Raw genomic sequence first — 17,178 nt, 5'->3', positions numbered from 1 at the left:
GGGTCCGCTCCATGGCACTTCCCCGCATCGACGACGCCGAGCGACGCCGCCGCTTGAGTGTCCGGCACGCGCTCGCCGTCCCCGCCGCCTCCACCGAGGAGGTCGCCCGCTCCGTCGTCGCGTTGCACAGCACCGATCCCGCGTCGATGACGCTCGCGGTGGCCGCTCGTCTGAAGCGCCCCGACGTCGCCGATCTCGAACGGGCCCTGTACGAGGAGCGCACGGTCGTCCGCGTACTGGCGATGCGGCGCACCGTCTTCGCCGTACCGGCCGATCTCGCGCTCGCGTGCCTCGCCGCGACCGCCGACAGCGTCGCCGCGCCCGAACGTCGCAAGCTCCTCGCCATGCTGCGCGACTCCGCGGTGTCCGACGACCCCGAGACCTGGCTCGACACGGCCCACCGCACCGCGCAGGACGCGATCGAGCGTCTCGGCACCTTCAGCTCCGCCGAGCTCGCCGCCGCGGACCCCCTGCTCGCGACCCGCATCGAGATCGGGGCGGGCACCAAGTACGCCACGCGCCAGTCGATCGCCAGTCGGCTGCTCACGGTGATGTCTGCGGAGGGGCACGTCGTCCGGGCGCGGCCGGCCGGGGCCTGGGCGTCCACCCAGTTCCGGTGGGCCGCGATGCGCGGGTGGAGCGATCATCTCGTCGAACCGACCGATGCCGCGTCGGCTGCGGTGGAGATCGCCCGGCGCTGGCTTCTCGCCTACGGGCCGGCGCGTCCGGAGGACCTGCAGTGGTGGACCGGCTGGACGAAGCGCGCCACCGTCGCCGCGCTCGCGCCGTTGGAGACGGTCGAGGTCGAGGGCGACGAAGGCCCGCTGATCGCGCTCGCGGACGACCTCGAGCCGACGCCCGAGCCCGCTCCCTGGGTCGCTCTGCTTCCCGCCCTCGATTCGACCACGATGGGCTGGAAGCACCGGGACTGGTATATCGGGCCGCACCGACCGGCGCTGTACGACACCAACGGCAATGCCGGACCGACGATCTGGGCGGACGGACGCGTGGTCGGTGGCTGGACGATCCGCGACGACGGAACGGTCGGTGTGCGGCTCCTCGACGACCCCGGCTCGACCGCTCGCGACGCCATCGACTCTGCGGCGCACCGGCTCGAAGTGTTCCTCGACGGCACCGTCATCAGAGCCAGGGCGCGGGGGTGGACGCCGGTGGAGCGTGAGCTGCGCTCATGAGGGGACCCTTTCTTTAATCATTCAAAACAAGCCGCTAGACTGGGGGTGATGACGACGACCTCCGCGCCGGCCCCGGCGCATCAGGAACCCACCCCGCGCCAGCAGTTGCAGGCCGCGGGGCTGCGGGTCACGACGCCCCGGCTCACGGTGCTCGACGCCGTCGCCCGTCATCCCCACTCCCCCGCCGACACCGTCTTCCAGGTCGTCCGCACGACCCTGCCCGGCACCTCGGTGCAGGCGGTGTACAACGTGCTCGGCGACCTGACCGAAGCCGGCCTGCTCCGCCGGATCGAACCCGCCGGATCCCCGGCCCGGTACGAGCGGCGCGTCGGGGACAACCACCACCACCTGGTCTGCCGCGTGTGCGGCGCGGTCGAGGACATCGACTGCGCCGTGGGGCCGGCCCCGTGCCTCACGCCGTCGCAGACCCACGGATTCGCCATCGACGAAGCCGAGATCACGTTCTGGGGCCTGTGCCCCACGTGCTCGGAGTCCGCAGCACCCACCCACTGAAGGAGAGAAATACATGGGACAGATCCCGCAGCCGAACGACGGAACGTCGTTCGCCGCCAAGCCCACGGTCGAGGCCGAACTGGGCTCCACGCGGGGCAATGGCGCGCCGGCGGAGTCGGATCGCAACAGCCTGACCGTCGGCGCCGACGGGCCGATCCTGCTGCACGACGTGCACTTCATCGAGCAGATGGCGCACTTCAACCGTGAGCGGGTGCCCGAGCGCAACGTGCACGCCAAGGGGTCCGGCGCGTTCGGCGTCTTCGAGACCACCGAGGACGTCAGCGCCTACACCAAGGCCGCGCTCTTCCAGCCCGGTGCCACGACCGAGATGCTCGCCCGCTTCTCGACCGTCGCCGGCGAGCAGGGCAGCCCCGACACGTGGCGCGATCCGCGTGGTTTCGCGCTGAAGTTCTACACGACCGAGGGCAACTACGACCTCGTCGGCAACAACACGCCGATCTTCTTCATCCGCGACGCGATCAAGTTCCCGCACTTCATCCGTTCGCAGAAGCGTCGCGGCGGCAGCGGCCTGCGCGACAACAACATGCAGTGGGACTTCTGGACGCTGAACCCGGAGTCGGCCCACCAGGTCACGTACCTCATGGGTGACCGCGGCATCCCCAAGACGTACCGCCACATGAACGGCTACGGCTCGCACACCTACCTGTGGATCAACGAGGCCGGTGACAAGCACTGGGTCAAGTACCACTTCCACAGCAACCAGGGCGTCGAGGGCCTGACGGGCGAAGAGGCCGACCGGATCGCCGGTCAGGACGCCGACTTCCACCGTCGCGACCTCTACGACGCGATCGAGCGCGGCGAGTACCCGAGCTGGACCCTGTCGGTGCAGCTCATGCCGTACGAGGAGGCCAAGACCTACCGCATCAACCCGTTCGATCTCACCAAGATCTGGCCGCACAGCGACTACCCGCTGGTCAAGGTCGGCACGATGACCCTGAACCGGAACCCGGAGAACTTCTTCGCCGAGATCGAGCAGGCTGCCTTCGCTCCCTCGTCGGTCGTCCCCGGCATCGGTTTCAGCCCGGACAAGATGCTGCTCGGCCGTACCTTCGCGTACGCCGACACGCAGCGGTACCGCATCGGCACGAACCACCACCAGCTGCCGGTCAACCGTCCGCGGGCCGTCGCGCAGCACAACACCTACCTGTTCGACGGCTCCATGTCGTACGAGCACAGCGGTGACGCTCCGGTCTACGCGCCGAACTCCTTCGGTCGCGGCTACTCCGACGAGACCGGCACGGTGACCGACGGTTGGGAGACCGACGGCGACATGGTGCGCCGCGCCTACACCCTCCGCTCGGACGACGACGACTGGTCGCAGGCCGGCACACTCGTGCGCGAGGTCTGGAATGACGAGCAGCGTGAGCAGTTCGTCAACAACGTCGCGGGCCACCTGCTCGGCGGCGTGAAGGGTGACGTTCTCGAGCGCGCGTTCGAGTACTGGAAGAACGTCGATGCCGAGTGCGGCAAGCGGATCGAGGAACTCGTCCGCGCCGGGCTGGGACAGCCCAACCCGGGCACCGAGACCGAGGCCGCCCAGGCCAACGCTTCGGCCCCGATCGTGGAGTCCACCACCCACGCCGGCTGACGTCTGACCCCACGCAGGAGCCGCCCACCGCGAAGGTGGGCGGCTCCTGCGTCGTTCTCGCGTCATGTCGGTGGTCGGGCGTAGGTTCGGGGACATGACGCGTTTCGTCTTCAACACCGCTGCGACGCTCGACGGCTACCTCGCCGATCCGGACCATTCGCTCGGCTGGCTCTTCGCGGTCGAGGGCGGCAGTTCCACCGACGAGCCCGAGCATGCGGACGCCTGGCAGGCGTTCATGGCCCGCGTCGGTCTCGCCGTCTACGGCTCCTCGACGTACGAGTGGGTGCTGCGCGAATCCGATGCGCTCGCCCATCCGGAGCGTTGGGAGGAGACGTCAGGCGGCAAGCCCGTCGTGGTGTTCAGCACCCGCGACCTGCCCATCGCGCCCGGCGCCGACGTCAGCATCGTGCAAGGACCCGTGAGCGAGCAGCTGGCGGCGATCCAGGCCAAGGCCGGTGGCGGCGACGTGTGGATCGTCGGCGGTGGCGACCTCGTGGGGCAGTTCGACGATGCCGGGGCTCTCGACGAGATCCAGGTCAGCATCGCCCCGGTCACCCTCGGCGCGGGGGCCCCGCTGCTGCCGCGGCGCATCGAGTCCCACCGCATGCGGCTCGTCGACGTCGAGCGCCGCGGCCAGTTCGCTCACCTCACCTACGCCGTCTCGCGAGGCAGGACGTGAGCGGTGGCCATGCGCTAGTTTCGTCGTGTACCCACCAGACGAGGAGCACAACGTCGTGAGCCAGTCCCCAGTCAAGGTCGCCGTCACGGGTGCGGCCGGTCAAATCGGTTACAGCCTCCTGTTCCGCATCGCCAGTGGCGCGATTTTCGGACCCGATACCCCCGTCCAGCTGCGACTCCTCGAGATCACCCCGGCGCTCGGCGCCCTCGAGGGCGTCGTCATGGAACTGGACGACTGCGCCTTCACGACGCTCGATTCGGTGGAGATCGGCGACGATCCGCGGCACATCTTCGACGGCGTCAATCTCGCCCTCCTCGTCGGGGCTCGGCCTCGCGCCAAGGGCATGGAACGTGGCGACCTCCTCGAGGCCAACGGCGCGATCTTCACCGAGCAGGGCCGGGCGCTCAACGACGTCGCGGCCGACGACGTGCGGATCGGGGTCACCGGCAACCCGGCCAACACCAACGCGCTCATCGCCTTGCGCAACGCGCCGGACATCCCGGCCGAACGCTTCAGCGCCCTCACCCGCCTCGATCACAACCGTGCGATCAGCCAGCTGGCGGCCAAGACCGGGGCGAAGGTCGGCGACATCCGCCGCATGACCATCTGGGGCAACCACTCCTCCACGCAGTACCCCGATCTCTTCCACGCCGAGGTTGCTGGCAAGAACGCGGCCGACCTCATCGACGACCAAGCGTGGATCGAGAACGAGTTCATCCCGACCGTCGCCAAGCGCGGAGCCGCGATCATCGACGCGCGAGGGGCCTCCTCCGCGGCGAGTGCCGCCTCCGCGACGATCGATGCGGCTCGCGACTGGCTGACCGGCACACCGGAGGGCGACTGGGTCTCGATGGCGGTCGCGTCCGACGGCTCCTACGGGGTGCCCGAGGGCGTCGTCTACTCGTTCCCCGTCACCTGTTCGGGCGGGGACTGGCAGATCGTCCAGGGGCTCGAGATCGACGACTTCAGCCGGGAGCGCATGGACGCGACGGCCGCCGAGCTCATCGAGGAGCGCGACGCCGTCGGCCAGCTCGGTCTCACCTGAGCCGGCCGCCGCGGCCGCTCACAGGGGTGGCTGCGGCGGCACCACGATGGCCAACGTCACCAGCGCGACGCCCAGCAGCAGCATCCACGCGATGTCGAATACCTTGCCGCGCACCCGCAGCATGCCGTGCTCGTCGGGCGTGACGACGGCACGCAGCCCCGCGGCCACGATGAAGGACGCACCGATCACGCCCACACCCAGCCGCCACGCGTCGACCGCGATCAGCAAGAGCCCCACGGCGACGGCGACCAGCTGCGCGAGGTAGATGCGCGAACCGCGGCTGCGGGGGAGTTTCACTGCTGTGCCTGCGCCTCGGAGAAGTCGACCACGTTGCTGAGCAGCATGGCGCGCGTCATGGGGCCGACGCCGCCGGGGTTGGGAGTGACCCAGCCCGCGACGTCCCACACGTCCGGTGCCAGATCGCCGACGATCTTGTTGTTCTCGTCGCGGCTGACACCGACGTCGAGCAGCGCGGCGCCCGGCTTGACCATGTCCGCGGTGATGATGCCCGGCACCCCCGCCGCGGCGATGACGATGTCGGCCCGCCGGACCTCGGCGGCCAGGTCCTCGGTGCCGGTGTGGCACAGCGTGACCGTGGCGTTCTCGCTACGACGGGTCAGCAACAAGCCCATCGGCCGGCCGACCGTCACACCGCGGCCCACGACGACCGCGTGCTGACCGGCGATCTCGATGTCGTGTCGACGCAGGAGCTCGATGATGCCACGCGGCGTGCACGGCAGCGGAGCCTCCTTGCCGAGGACGAGCCAGCCGAGGTTGGTGGGGTGCAGACCGTCGGCGTCCTTGGCCGGGTCGATACGACCGATGACCGCGTTCTCGTCGAGGCCTCGAGGCAGCGGCAGCTGGACGATGTAGAGCGTGCACGCGGGATCGGCGTTCAGCTGGTCGACCGCAGCCTCCACCTCGGCCTGCGTCGCCGTCGCGGGCAGGTCGATGCGGATCGACTCGATGCCGACCTCCGCGCAGTCGCGGTGCTTGGCTCCGACGTACCACTGGCTGGCCGGGTCGTCGCCCACGAGGATCGTGCCGAGTCCCGGGACGATCCCCCGTTCGCGGAGCTCGGCGACCCGCTCGGTGAGCTCGGACTTGATCGTGGCGGCGACGGCCTTGCCGTCGAGGGTCTGCGCAGTCACCCCGACAGTTTCTCACGCGCATGGTCGCCCGCGTGTACGCCTAGGATGATCCAGACCCTCATCCCCACTCCCTCATGGAAGAGGCCACCTTGCCGCGTGCCCGTTTGTCCCAGGAACGTAGTCGACAACGCCGTGAAGCCTTGCTCGACGCCGCTATTCGCGTCTTCGCGGAGGGAGGTATCCGAGCCGTGACCCACCGGGCCGTCGCGGCCGAGGCCGACCTCCCTCTCGCCGCGACGACCTACTACTTCGCGTCGATCGACGAGTTGGTGCGCGATGCCCTGCTCCATCACGTCGCCAACTTCATCGCGTCCTTCGAGCAGCTGCCCGACGTCTCGATGGACGGCGAGGGCCTCATGGACCTCGATGTCGGCACGCAGATCGTCGAGACCGTGTTCGCGGTCCGCGACCTCGACTCCTCGGCCCTGGAGCTGGCCGTCTACCTGCACGCGGCGCGTGACCCCGAACTGCGTGAGGCGGCCTGCTCGGCGATCGACGCCTTGGAGTCGTTCATCGCCGAAGCGCTCCGGCGCGCCGGCGTGCTGGATGCGCAGGACGTCGTCCCCGCCGTGACGGCGCAAGTCATCGGCGCAGCGATGCGGCGTCAGTCCCGGCCGGACGACCCGGCGGAGGCACGTCGCCTGGCCCACGCGATCCGCAACCTCATCGCCGCGCACCTGCTCGGCGACGACGCCGTGACGGGCGTGTTCGCCGACGTCAGTGGAAGAAGTGCCGAGTCCCCGTGACGTACATCGTGACCCCGGCGGCTTTGGCAGCCTCGATCGTCTGATCGTCGCGGACGGAGCCGCCGGGCTGAACGATGGCGCGCACGCCGGCGTCGAGAAGGATCTGCGGACCGTCGGCGAACGGGAAGAACGCATCGGACGCCGCCACGGCGCCGCGTGCGCGCTCCTCGCCGGCGCGTTCCACCGCAAGGCGGCACGAGTCGACCCGGTTGACCTGCCCCATGCCGACCCCGACGGAGGCACCGTCTTTGGCCAGGAGGATCGCATTCGACTTCACCGCCCGGACGGCGGTCCATGCGAAGGCGAGGTCCGCGAGCGTCGCCTCATCGGCCGGTTCGCCGGCGACGAGGGTCCAGTTCTGCGGATCGTCACCCGGCGCATCGACCCGGTCACGCAGCTGAACCAGTAGCCCGCCGCTGATCTGCCGGAACTCCGCGGAGGAGTACTGCCCCAGATCCGGGGCCCGCAGAATGCGGATGTTCTTCTTGCCCTGGAGCACCTCGACCGCACCCGGTTCGTAATCGGGCGCCACGATGACCTCGGTGAACACCTCCGCCACCTGCTCGGCCATGGCCACCGAAACGGGCCGGTTGGCGGCGATGACGCCACCGAACGCGGAGACGGGGTCACAGGCGTGAGCCCGCGCATGCGCCTGCGCGATGTCATCGCCGACGGCGATCCCGCACGGGTTGGCGTGTTTGATGATCGCCACCGCGGGACGGGCGTGGTCGAACGCCGCCCGGATCGCCGCGTCGGTGTCGACGTAGTTGTTGTAGCTCATCTCCTTGCCGTGCAGCTGCTCGGCGCCGGCGAGACCACCGAAACCGTCGGCGTAGAGCGCAGCCTCCTGGTGCGGGTTCTCGCCGTAGCGGAGCACGGCCTGCTTGTCCCACGTCTCGGCGACGAACGCGGGCCAGCCGTCCTCGGCCGTGTCGTAGGAGGACGCGAACCAGGAGGCGACGGCGGCGTCGTAGGCCGCGGTGTGCGCGAACGCCTGCGCCGCGAGATGACGTCGCTGCTCGAAGGTGAAACCTCCCTCGGCCAGGGCGGTCCGCACCTCGCCGTAGGCCGACGGCGACACGACCACGGCGACGCTCGGGTGGTTCTTGGCCGCGGCCCGGACCATCGAGGGTCCGCCGATGTCGATCTGCTCGACGACCTCGTCGGGCGCGGCGCCCGAGGCCACCGTCTCGCGGAACGGGTACAGGTTGACCACGACGAGGTCGAAGGGCTCGATCCCGAGCTCGGACAACTGCTCGCGGTGCCGCTCGAGACGGCGGTCGGCGAGGATGCCCGCGTGCACGCGCGGGTGGAGCGTCTTGACGCGGCCGTCGAGGCACTCGGGGAAGTTGGTCAGCTGCTCGACCGGGGTGACCGCGACACCGGCCGCCTCGATCGCCTTGGCCGTCGAGCCGGTGGACACGATCTGCACGCCCGCAGCCTGCAGATCACGGGCCAGGTCCTCGAGGCCGGTCTTGTCGTACACCGAGACGAGCGCCCGGCGGAGCGGTTGACGATCAGAGGAGGTCATGCGGAGGAGTCCTTTGTCTGCTGGCGGATGATGCGGCGCCCGTCGACGGTGAAGGGCTCGCGGGCGAGTCGCCCGACCCAGTCGACGAGCATCTGACGTTCACTGACCTTGATGCGTTCGTGGAGGGACGCGACATCGTCGTCGTCCAGGACCGGCACGGCGACCTGCGCGACGATCGGTCCGGTGTCGACGCCCTCGTCGACGACGAACAGCGTGGCGCCGGTGATCTTGACCCCGTACTCGAGAGCGTCACGTGGGCCGTGCATGCCCGGGAACGAGGGGGACAGCGCGGGATGCGTGTTGAGCGTGCGCCCACCGAACTTCCGCAGGAACACGGGACCGGTCAGCTTCATGAAGCCCGCGAGAATCACGAGATCGGGCTCGTACCCGGCGACCTGCTCGGCGAGCGCGGTGTCCCACGCGTCGCGGTCGGCATGGTCGCCGAGTCGCACCACGAAGGTCGGCACACCGGCGCGTTCGGCCCGGCGGAGTCCCTCGATGTCGTCGCGGTCGGCGCCGACGGCGACGACTCGCGCCCCGTAGGCGGGGTCCGCGGTGGCGTCGAGGAGAGCCTGGAGGTTGGTTCCGCTGCCGGACACCAGCACGACGAGTCGCGCCGGCGCGGCGGCGCGGTCATTCGCTGTCGGCACGGGCTCCACGATAGTGGGACGCGAGCCCGCCCAGCGCGCCGCCCACGGACATGGTGCCGATCGCGATGAGGAGCGTGCTGAGCACGGGCGGCCCGGCTTCGGCGAGGAGACCCGGGCCGATGGCCCCGTGGCCGCTGACGGCGATCGACGCCAGGAGCAGACCTGCGGTCGCACCGGCCAACGCCGCGTGGCCGACGCGCTCCAGGAGCCGCTCGGTGGCGAGACGGTCGACGAGCCGCCATCCCGCCCACGCGGCGGCGAGCACCGGCACGGCCATGAGCACCACGACCACGTCGGCGAACGGCCCGGGGTCGGGGAGGATCGCCAGGGGCGGGAACGCTGGAAGCACCCCGACATCGACTCCCGCGATGTCGACCCGTGTGTCGGCACCGAGTGCGATGCCGGGTCCGAGGATGATCGCCAGCGCCCACGCGACGAGGGTGGGCAGGGCGAGGAGGCACAAGGCGCCGAGGACGAGGCCGCCCAGGTACCCGGGGTTGAGCGCGGCCCACAGGTCGGCGGCGGCTTGGACGCGGCTGGCCGCGACGATCATCACCAGCACGAAGGCGATCGCGACCACTGCTCCTGCGGCGCGAAGTCCCGCCGCCAACGCGGGCACGAAGGGTCGCACCTGGGCGGGGAAGCGGCGTGACGCCGGATGGCGCAACGCCATCGAGACGGCGGCCCCCGCTCCCACGACGACGAAGGCGCCGAAAGCGGCGCGAACGAACGACGTGCTCACCGACGAGGTCGACGTCACGGCGGAGAGCACCGCCGCGAGCGCGCCGGCCACGCCCCCGCTGATCGCTCCGAAGCCCATCGCGTCGTCGGCGCCATCACGCGCCGCGACGCGGACGACGGCGGCCGCGACCACAGCCGCGAGCACCGTTCCGCCGAGCGGAAGGAGGCTGATTTTCGCACCCGACACGTCGATGGACGCCCCCACGGCCAGCAGCCAGGCCCGGGCGCCGATGCGCAGGGTGTCGAGGCCGAGATGCTGGGTCGCGGCCGCAGCGGCGACGGCACAGACGACGACCGGTAGCAGCACCGCGAGCAGCCCGGTCAGCAGTGCCGGCCGCCACGGATCGGTTCGCTGGAGCGTGGAGGGAGCGGGCACCTGACAATCCAACCTGTAAAGTTGCGACGTTGCACCGAGCCACGCCGAGACCCCCGAGGAGGCGAGTGCGATGACCCGCGTCGACGAGTTCGACAACTTCTACCGCGCCACCCGCCGCCGGGTGCTGGCGACGACGTACGCCCTCTGCGGCGACCGCCAGGTGGCTCGTGACGCGACCCTCGACGCCTATCAGCGCGCCTGGCGCTCGTGGGGCAGCCTGCGCGGTCGCGACCCGGTCGCCTACGTCCGTGACCAGGCCGCCAAGCTCACCATCTTCAATCGCAGCGCCCACCCGCTGCGCCGGCGGCACGAGGAGGACGGCGACCAGGCTCTGCTCGAGGCACTCCACCGTCTCGACTACGACGAGCGCCGCATCGTCACCCTGCTCACCGTCGCCGGCGTCGATCTCGACGACGCGACCGCGGAGATGCAGGTCGACGACGCCGTCGGCATGGAGCTGGCGACCAACGCCCTCACCTCCCTGGAGAAGGCCCTCGGGCAGCCGCTGGACACCCTGGAGGGCCGCCTCACCGGGCTTCGCGAGACGGTCGAGAGTCTCGATCTCCCCGAGCCGGACCGCGTACGACGGTCGGCCAAGCGCAGCGGGCGCCGTAACTCGATCCTGCTCGTCGCCGCCACCGTGCTCGCCCTGTTCGCGGGCGGTTTCGCCGCCACCAGCGGTGACGCGTTCGGCACGCTGGACGCGGTGCCCTACCGCGAGAAGATCGGCGCCGAGCGTCCCGACATCATCCTCGACTCCCACAACATCGACACCGACGATCTGCTCTCGTTGACGCAGGTGGAGCGCCTCAACTCCGAGCGCGAGTGGAAGGTCGACGCGACCGAGACGGACACCGTCAACACGACGCCGTACTCGACGTGTCCTCCGACCCGGTTCGCCGATCCCGACCCCCTCAAGGTCTTCGTGCGGGCGTACAGCACCGACCCCTCGGCTGAGCGCGTCGCGCAGTCCATCGAGGTGTCGCGCAGCCGGGAGGCGTCCGAAGCGGCCTACGGCACGCTGCTGGGCTGGTACGCCAACTGTGCGCATCCGCGCACCCGACTGATCGACTCGTACACCGTCAAGCGGCCGTTCGGTGACTTCAAGATCCTGCGGTTGCAGTCGTACCGCGAGCCCGCTCGCTTCATCAGCGTCGGGTTGGCGCAGTCGGGGACGGTCACCAGCACCCTGATCCACGAGGTCAACGGCACCGAGCCGACCGACGTGGAGACGTTCGCGCGCAGCCTCAACGACTCGATCGCCAAGGTGTGCGCCGACTCCGGCGGCGAGTGCACCGACGAGATCACCGTCGAGCCGAGCCTGCCCCCGCAGACCGAGCAGTTCCCGCGTTTCCTCAGCGTGGTGGACATGCCCCCGCTGGGCCGCATCGACAAGGTGTGGGCGGCTGGGCCGGCTCAGGCGCCCAGCAACGGCCTCAACCCGGCCGCCTCGCTGTGCGACAAGACCGACTTCAATGGCGAGGCCTTCACCGACGTGGCGACGCGCCTGGTCGCCATCCCCGACGCGTCGGAGCTGCCACAGGAGTTCGCCGTCGCGCAGACCGCCGCGCGCACCGCGTCCCCCGAGGCCGCCGAGGCGCTCGTCGGCGAGATCGCCGGCAAGGTGGACGGCTGCGGTGACACGGAGTTGTCGGCCCAGATCGACGAGCGACAGGACATCGCCGGCGAGGGGTACGCGGGCGTCAGCTGGCGGTTGAGCTTCGAGACCGGTCGCGACCAGCGCGTGTACTACCGCATGGGCGTCGTCCGCCGCGGCGCCGACGTCACCCAGGTGCTGGCTCCCCCGTCGGGCGAGAACGTCTTCTCCTCCGAGGAGTTCGCCGCCCTCATGGACCGCGCCGGCCAACGCCTCGCGTACGCCGACCAGTGACGACCCACAACGGTCGAGTAGCGGCGCCCTTCGATCCGCCGCTCGTTCCTCGCGACTACTCAGAACCGGAACAAGCCGCCATGGAGCCTGGCAAGGAGGACGTAGCCGCCACGGAGCGAGACCACATGACGTGACGTGGTCTCGCTCCATCGCGGCTATGCCCCTGCTGCGATGGCTCCACTGGCCTCCGCTAGCGCTCCGGCCTACTCGACCACCTACACCCAGCTCACCTGCTCAAACGGCAGCCCCGTAGGTGGTCGAGTAGCGGCGAGGAACCAGTGGCGTCGGAACGACGAGAGCCCCGGCCGGGGCCGGGGCTCTCGTGGTCGTGCGTGGCTCAGAGGTTCTGCAGGATCTCCCGCATGAGCGCGGCGGTCTCGCTCGGCGTCTTGCCGACCTTGACGCCCGCGGCCTCGAGGGCCTCCTTCTTGGCCGCCGCCGTGCCCGAGGAGCCCGAGACGATAGCGCCGGCGTGGCCCATCGTCTTGCCCTCCGGCGCGGTGAAGCCGGCGACGTAGCCGACGACCGGCTTGGTCACGTTGGCCTTGATGAACTCGGCCGCCCGCTCCTCGGCGTCGCCGCCGATCTCGCCGATCATGACGATCGCCTTGGTGTCGGGGTCCGCCTCGAACGCCTCGAGGGCGTCGATGTGCGTCGTACCGATGATCGGGTCGCCGCCGATGCCGATGGCGGTCGTGAAGCCGAAGTCACGCAGCTCGTACATCATCTGGTAGGTCAGCGTGCCCGACTTGGACACGAGACCGATCGGGCCCTTGCCGGCGATCGTGGCCGGGGTGATGCCCGCGAGCGCCTCGCCCGGCGTGATGATGCCGGGGCAGTTGGGGCCGATGATGCGGGTCTTGGTGCCCTGCGAGTGCGCGAAGAACTCGGCCGTGTCCTGCACGGGGATGCCCTCGGTGATGACGACGAGCAGCTCGATGCCGGCGTCGATGGCCTCCATGGCGGCGTCCTTGGCGAACGCCGGTGGCACGAAGACGACCGACACGTTGGCGCCGGTCTCCTGCATGGCCTCGGAGACCGAGCCGAACACGGGCAGTTCGACGTCGTTGCCCTGGGCGTCGACGTGGCTCACGGTCGTGCCGGCCTTGCGGGCGTTGACGCCACCGACGATGTTGGTGCCGGCCTTGAGCATGAGGGCGGTGTGCTTCGTGCCCTCGCCGCCGGTGATGCCCTGGACGATGACCTTGGAGTCGGAGTTCAGATAGATCGACATGCTGTTCCTCAGTCCTTACGCGTTCGCGAGCTCGGCGGCCTTGTCGGCGGCACCGTCCATGGTGTCGACCTGGGTCACCAGCGGGTGGTTCAGTTCGTCGAGGATGGCGCGGCCCTCCTCGACCTTGTTGCCGTCGAGGCGCACCACGAGCGGCTTGGTGGCGTTGTCGCCGAGCAGCTCCAGCGCGCCCTTGATGCCGTTGGCGACGGCGTCGCACGCCGTGATGCCGCCGAACACGTTGACGAAGACGCTCTTGACCTGCGGATCGTTCAAGATCACGTCGAGGCCGTTGGCCATGACCTCGGCCGAGGCGCCGCCGCCGATGTCGAGGAAGTTGGCGGGCTTGACGCCGCCGTGGCTCTCACCGGCGTAGGCGACGACGTCGAGGGTGCTCATGACGAGGCCCGCGCCGTTGCCGATGATGCCGACCTCACCGTCGAGCTTGACGTAGTTGAGGCCCTTCTCCTTGGCCTTCGCCTCGAGCGGGTCGGCCGCGGCCTTGTCCTCGAACTCGGCGTGCTCGGGGTGACGGAAGTCGGCGTTCTCGTCGAGCGAGACCTTGCCGTCGAGCGCCTCGAGCTTGTCGCCGGCGAGGCGGGCGAGCGGGTTGACCTCGACGAGAGTGGCGTCCTCCTCGACGAAGACCTTCCACAGCGCGAGGATCGTGCCGACGGCCTGGTCGGCGAGCTCGAGCGGGAACTTCGCGTCGGCGACGATCTCGCGAGCCTTCTGCTCGTCGACTCCCGTGGTGGCGTCGACCGGGATCTGACGGACGGCGTCGGGGTTGGTCTTGGCGACCTCCTCGATCTCCACACCGCCCTCGACGCTCGCGATCGTCAGGTAGCTGCGGTTGGCGCGGTCGAGCAGGAAGGAGAAGTAGTACTCCTCGACGATCTCGGCGGCCGGGACGATGAGGACGCGGTTGACCGTGAGGCCCTTGATCTCCATCCCGAGGATGTTCGACGCATGCTCGTAAGCCTCGTCGGGGGTCTTGGCCAGCTTGACGCCGCCGGCCTTGCCACGGCCACCGGCCTTGACCTGCGCCTTGACGACCACCGTTGCGCCGATCTGCTCGGCAGCGGCCTTGGCCTCCTCAGCGGTGGTGACCACGGTGCCGAGCGTGACCGGCACATCGTGCTTGGCGAAGAGCTCCTTCGCCTGGTACTCCATCAAATCCACGGTGACAACCGTCCTTCGTCGAGTTAGCGGCGCTCCCCCAGGGCAGTGAGCACCCTTCGAGCCGTGCCGACTTTAACGCTCCTTACCCCTCCTCGGCACGGCGGGGCGGGATTCGGCCCTGCAACGACGGGGACCTAACACTCGACGACGCGGACGGCGATGTCGAGCGCGTCGGCGGCGGCGAGGGCGTCCAGAAGCGCGTCACGCGCCTGCGCGTCGGCGACGACCACCTCGCTCACATCCTCGCTGACCGCGGTCGCAGCGAGCCGGCCAGCGTCGACGGCGGCGCCGGCGAAGATCACCTCCGCGCCAGCGTCCCGCAGTCGCCGGGCCTCGATGACGAGCGCGGCTTCGTCACCGTGAGGAGAGCCGACCACGATGCGCTGTCCCTTCATGGCTCAACTCTGGCACGTGTGCAGGGACACGCGGACGGATGCGCTTCACTTCGCCAAGATGGTTGAAAACGGTCACCACCCATGCGCTAGGCTCGACCGAGTTGTCCGCCATCGATACGGAGTGTGTGTGAAGTCGACAGGGCCTCGTCGCCGACTCGACAGTCCGCAGACCCCGCGCACCCCTCGTAAGGGGAAGCGCGTAGCCGCCAAACAGCGAACCCTCAATCTTCGTGTGACGCCCGCCATCGTCGGCCTCGTAGCCGTCGCGTCGGCGGGCGTCGGCACTGTTGCTGTCGGCGGGGTCGCCGACAGCGGCGCCCTCTCGTCGAACTCGTACCAGACGCTCAGCCAGAACTACGTGGGCGGCATGGACCTCGGCGGCACCAACGCCGCCGACATCAGCCGCGATTTCGACCGTCAGCTCATCCAGGAGCAGAGCGACCGCCAGGCCGAGCAGATCGAGCTCGCGCGCCAGCAGGTCGAGCAGGCTGTCGAGTCCTACACCGAAGAAGTCGCCAACCAGTGGGTCGCGCCGGTTGCCGGTTACCGCCTCACCGCGCGCTTCGGTCAGTCCAGCGGCCTGTGGTCCAGCGGCCGTCACACCGGCCTCGACTTCGCCGGCCCGTCCGGCTCCACGATCGTCTCGATCGCCGCCGGCACCGTGAAGTCCGCCGGTTACGAGGGCGCGTACGGCAACAAGACCGTCATCGTGCTCGAGGACGGTACGGAGATCTGGTACGCGCATCAGAGCCGCATCTCGGTCTCCGAGGGCGACACGGTCCGTCCAGGTGACGTGATCGGCTACACCGGCTCGACCGGTAACGTCACGGGCCCGCACCTCCACCTCGAGGTCCGGCCCGGCGGCGGCGACCCGATCGACCCCGTCGCCGCGTTCAACGAGCACAACGTCTCCCTCTGACGCCGTCCTGGCGGTCATAGCTGGCCGAGTAGCGACGAGCGGTTATAGCTGGTCGAGTAGCGGCGAGGAACGAGCCGCGTATCGAGACCAGCCACGCAACGTGGTCTCGATACGTCGGTCGCTGAGCGACCTCCTACTCGACCACCGACACCCGGCTCAGCTGGTCGAGGAGCGGCGAGGCGGTCATAGCTGGCCGAGTAGCGGCGAGGAACGAGCCGCGTATCGAGACCACATGACGTGACGTGGTCTCGATACGGCACTCCGCTAGCGCTCCGGCCTACTCGACCACCGACACCCGGCTCAGAGGCGGGTGTAGCTCGGGTACTTGGCGGCGAGTCCGTCGCCGCTGGAGGTGCCGGTCAGCCGACGCTTGACCCACGGCCCCGCATACTCACGAACCCATTCGACATTCGCCGCGCGGCGTTCCGCGCCTGACAGCGGCGGGATCTCCACGAGCGGGAGCGCTTCCAGATCGTGCCGGACGCCGAGCGCGTCGAGCACCGCCATGGCCATGCGCTGGTGACCGGCGCTCGACATGTGCATCCGGTCGACGTCCCACATCCGGTCGTCGCGGTAGTCGCGCAGCCGCCAGAAGTCGACGATCGTCGCTCCGTGACGTTCGGCGATCTCGCGCACGAGCTCGTTGTAGACGGCGAACCGGCCGCGCAGGGAGCCGAAGATCGGGTATCCCGCCGGGTCGAAGGCGGTGAAGACGACGAGCCGGGCGCCCGTCGCAGCGAGCTTGCCGAGTGCGGCGTCGTACAGCTCGATCAGATCGTCGATGTCGACCTTGGGACGCAGAATGTCGTTCGCGCCCGCGTAGATGGTGACGAGGTCCGGCTGGAGAGCGATCGCGGGATCGAGCTGCTCGGCGATGATCGGACGCAGCTTGCGGCCGCGGATCGCCAGGTTCGCGTACCCGAAGTCGGGCTCATCGCGCCCGAGCACCTCCGCCACACGATCGGCCCACCCGCGCACGCCGTTCGGGCGGGACGGGTCCGGGTCACCGACACCTTCGGTGAACGAATCTCCCAAAGCCACGAAACGTCGAAAAGTCACGAACCTACGGTACTCGGCGGTAACTAACGCGCCTGCTCCCGGTAGGGATGTGCTCACGGGCGGCTCACCTCGGCGGCCGCTCCAGAGACGGCACCTGTCGATATCCGGGAATGGAGCCATCGCATAAGGGGCATAGCCGCGATGGAGACGAAGAAAACGCAAAACTGCGACCTCGACCACCGAGAACGGTGAAGATGGGTGTGGGCTGTTGCTGGCGTTCTGACTTGTATCGAGACTGACGCCCTGCGGGTTGTCTTGGAGTGGACG

At 69.5% G+C, this 17,178-nt stretch carries 17 protein-coding genes; 8 read left to right on the top strand and 9 right to left on the bottom strand.

All coding sequences use genetic code 11. The features are described from left to right. Positions 1-11 precede the first annotated feature (11 nt). The 5 genes from EHW97_RS00080 to EHW97_RS00060 all read left to right on the top strand — a co-directional run bounded on the left by EHW97_RS00080 (position 12) and on the right by EHW97_RS00060 (position 5,039). Positions 12-1,193: a winged helix DNA-binding domain-containing protein gene (locus EHW97_RS00080; protein WP_124235147.1), complete on the top strand. Its 1,182-nt coding sequence runs from the start codon at positions 12-14 to the stop codon at positions 1,191-1,193. A 48-nt stretch (positions 1,194-1,241) separates the two neighbouring features. Next, the gene (locus EHW97_RS00075) at positions 1,242-1,706 is read left to right on the top strand and encodes a Fur family transcriptional regulator (RefSeq protein WP_124235146.1); all 465 of its coding nucleotides are present in this window, start codon (positions 1,242-1,244) and stop codon (positions 1,704-1,706) included. A gap of 13 nt (positions 1,707-1,719) precedes the next feature. Next, positions 1,720-3,315 carry a catalase gene (locus EHW97_RS00070; RefSeq protein WP_124235145.1) on the top strand — a complete coding sequence of 532 codons (1,596 nt, stop codon included), beginning with the start codon at positions 1,720-1,722 and terminating at the stop codon, positions 3,313-3,315. A gap of 94 nt (positions 3,316-3,409) precedes the next feature. Next, complete coding sequence (locus tag EHW97_RS00065; RefSeq protein ID WP_124235144.1) at positions 3,410-3,994, top strand: dihydrofolate reductase family protein; 585 nt, start codon at positions 3,410-3,412, stop codon at positions 3,992-3,994. A gap of 55 nt (positions 3,995-4,049) precedes the next feature. Beyond that, positions 4,050-5,039, top strand: coding sequence for a malate dehydrogenase (locus EHW97_RS00060; protein ID WP_124235143.1), 990 nt, complete (start codon positions 4,050-4,052; stop codon positions 5,037-5,039). A gap of 18 nt (positions 5,040-5,057) precedes the next feature. Here the strand turns inward: EHW97_RS00060 and EHW97_RS00055 are convergent, their stop codons facing one another. Both EHW97_RS00055 and EHW97_RS00050 read right to left on the bottom strand, forming a co-directional pair. Continuing rightward, positions 5,058-5,336: a DUF3017 domain-containing protein gene (locus tag EHW97_RS00055; RefSeq protein WP_166367325.1), complete on the bottom strand. Its 279-nt coding sequence runs from the start codon at positions 5,334-5,336 to the stop codon at positions 5,058-5,060. After that, a complete protein-coding gene (locus EHW97_RS00050) occupies positions 5,333-6,190 on the bottom strand; it encodes a bifunctional methylenetetrahydrofolate dehydrogenase/methenyltetrahydrofolate cyclohydrolase (protein WP_124235141.1) in 858 nt (285 codons plus the stop codon). The genes EHW97_RS00055 and EHW97_RS00050 overlap by 4 nt, the downstream gene beginning before the upstream one ends. Before the next feature lie 74 nt (positions 6,191-6,264). Between EHW97_RS00050 and EHW97_RS00045 the strand changes: the two genes are divergently transcribed. Next, positions 6,265-6,936, top strand: coding sequence for a TetR/AcrR family transcriptional regulator (locus EHW97_RS00045; protein WP_124235140.1), 672 nt, complete (start codon positions 6,265-6,267; stop codon positions 6,934-6,936). Here the strand turns inward: EHW97_RS00045 and purH are convergent. The 3 genes from purH to EHW97_RS15630 are packed head-to-tail and all read right to left on the bottom strand — an operon-like array spanning position 6,908 to position 10,234. Then, on the bottom strand, positions 6,908-8,467 hold the full coding sequence (gene purH, locus EHW97_RS00040) for a bifunctional phosphoribosylaminoimidazolecarboxamide formyltransferase/IMP cyclohydrolase (protein WP_124235139.1): 1,560 nt from the start codon (positions 8,465-8,467) through the stop codon (positions 6,908-6,910). The genes EHW97_RS00045 and purH overlap by 29 nt on opposite strands. Further along, the gene (purN, locus tag EHW97_RS15635; RefSeq protein WP_243696235.1) at positions 8,464-9,117 is read right to left on the bottom strand and encodes a phosphoribosylglycinamide formyltransferase; all 654 of its coding nucleotides are present in this window, start codon (positions 9,115-9,117) and stop codon (positions 8,464-8,466) included. The genes purH and purN overlap by 4 nt, the downstream gene beginning before the upstream one ends. Next, a complete protein-coding gene (locus EHW97_RS15630) occupies positions 9,101-10,234 on the bottom strand; it encodes a cell division protein PerM (RefSeq protein ID WP_243696234.1) in 1,134 nt (377 codons plus the stop codon). Before EHW97_RS15630 ends, purN begins: the two co-directional genes overlap by 17 nt. Before the next feature lie 70 nt (positions 10,235-10,304). Between EHW97_RS15630 and EHW97_RS00030 the strand changes: the two genes are divergently transcribed. After that, complete coding sequence (locus tag EHW97_RS00030) at positions 10,305-12,125, top strand: RNA polymerase sigma factor (RefSeq protein ID WP_124235137.1); 1,821 nt, start codon at positions 10,305-10,307, stop codon at positions 12,123-12,125. A 337-nt stretch (positions 12,126-12,462) separates the two neighbouring features. On the opposite strand, the gene sucD is transcribed toward EHW97_RS00030, so the two are convergent. The 3 genes from sucD to EHW97_RS00015 form a co-directional block, all read right to left on the bottom strand. After that, positions 12,463-13,359 carry a succinate--CoA ligase subunit alpha gene (gene sucD / locus EHW97_RS00025; RefSeq protein ID WP_124235136.1) on the bottom strand — a complete coding sequence of 299 codons (897 nt, stop codon included), beginning with the start codon at positions 13,357-13,359 and terminating at the stop codon, positions 12,463-12,465. 15 nt (positions 13,360-13,374) lie between these two features. Beyond that, complete coding sequence (gene sucC, locus EHW97_RS00020) at positions 13,375-14,538, bottom strand: ADP-forming succinate--CoA ligase subunit beta (protein WP_124235135.1); 1,164 nt, start codon at positions 14,536-14,538, stop codon at positions 13,375-13,377. Between the two features lie 134 nt (positions 14,539-14,672). Then, positions 14,673-14,933, bottom strand: a complete 261-nt coding sequence (locus tag EHW97_RS00015; RefSeq protein WP_124235134.1) for a hypothetical protein — start codon at positions 14,931-14,933, stop codon at positions 14,673-14,675. A gap of 232 nt (positions 14,934-15,165) precedes the next feature. Here EHW97_RS00015 and EHW97_RS00010 point away from each other — a divergent pair, with 232 nt between their 5' ends. After that, the gene (locus EHW97_RS00010; protein ID WP_208001804.1) at positions 15,166-15,852 is read left to right on the top strand and encodes a M23 family metallopeptidase; all 687 of its coding nucleotides are present in this window, start codon (positions 15,166-15,168) and stop codon (positions 15,850-15,852) included. Positions 15,853-16,152: 300 nt separating this feature from the next. Here EHW97_RS00010 and EHW97_RS00005 read toward each other — a convergent pair whose 3' ends face one another. After that, on the bottom strand, positions 16,153-16,911 hold the full coding sequence (locus EHW97_RS00005; RefSeq protein ID WP_208001803.1) for an SGNH/GDSL hydrolase family protein: 759 nt from the start codon (positions 16,909-16,911) through the stop codon (positions 16,153-16,155). Positions 16,912-17,178: the final 267 nt, after the last annotated feature.

It is taken from the genome of Aeromicrobium camelliae (assembly GCF_003850045.1).
GTDB classification, from domain to species: Bacteria; Actinomycetota; Actinomycetes; order Propionibacteriales; family Nocardioidaceae; genus Aeromicrobium; species Aeromicrobium camelliae.
This window is presented reverse-complemented; position numbering and strand designations above follow the sequence as displayed.

What these genes read in the sequence shown, in the direction of transcription:
- EHW97_RS00080 (WP_124235147.1), top strand. Translation starts at nt 12, where the DNA reads ATGGCACTTCCCCGCATCGACGACGCCGAGCGACGCCGCCGCTTGAGT.
- EHW97_RS00075 (WP_124235146.1), top strand. Translation starts at nt 1,242, where the DNA reads ATGACGACGACCTCCGCGCCGGCCCCGGCGCATCAGGAACCCACCCCG.
- EHW97_RS00070 (WP_124235145.1), top strand. Translation starts at nt 1,720, where the DNA reads ATGGGACAGATCCCGCAGCCGAACGACGGAACGTCGTTCGCCGCCAAG.
- EHW97_RS00065 (WP_124235144.1), top strand. Translation starts at nt 3,410, where the DNA reads ATGACGCGTTTCGTCTTCAACACCGCTGCGACGCTCGACGGCTACCTC.
- EHW97_RS00045 (WP_124235140.1), top strand. Translation starts at nt 6,265, where the DNA reads ATGGAAGAGGCCACCTTGCCGCGTGCCCGTTTGTCCCAGGAACGTAGT.
- purH (WP_124235139.1), bottom strand. Translation starts at nt 8,467, where the DNA reads ATGACCTCCTCTGATCGTCAACCGCTCCGCCGGGCGCTCGTCTCGGTG.
- EHW97_RS00030 (WP_124235137.1), top strand. Translation starts at nt 10,305, where the DNA reads ATGACCCGCGTCGACGAGTTCGACAACTTCTACCGCGCCACCCGCCGC.
- sucD (WP_124235136.1), bottom strand. Translation starts at nt 13,359, where the DNA reads ATGTCGATCTATCTGAACTCCGACTCCAAGGTCATCGTCCAGGGCATC.
- EHW97_RS00015 (WP_124235134.1), bottom strand. Translation starts at nt 14,933, where the DNA reads ATGAAGGGACAGCGCATCGTGGTCGGCTCTCCTCACGGTGACGAAGCC.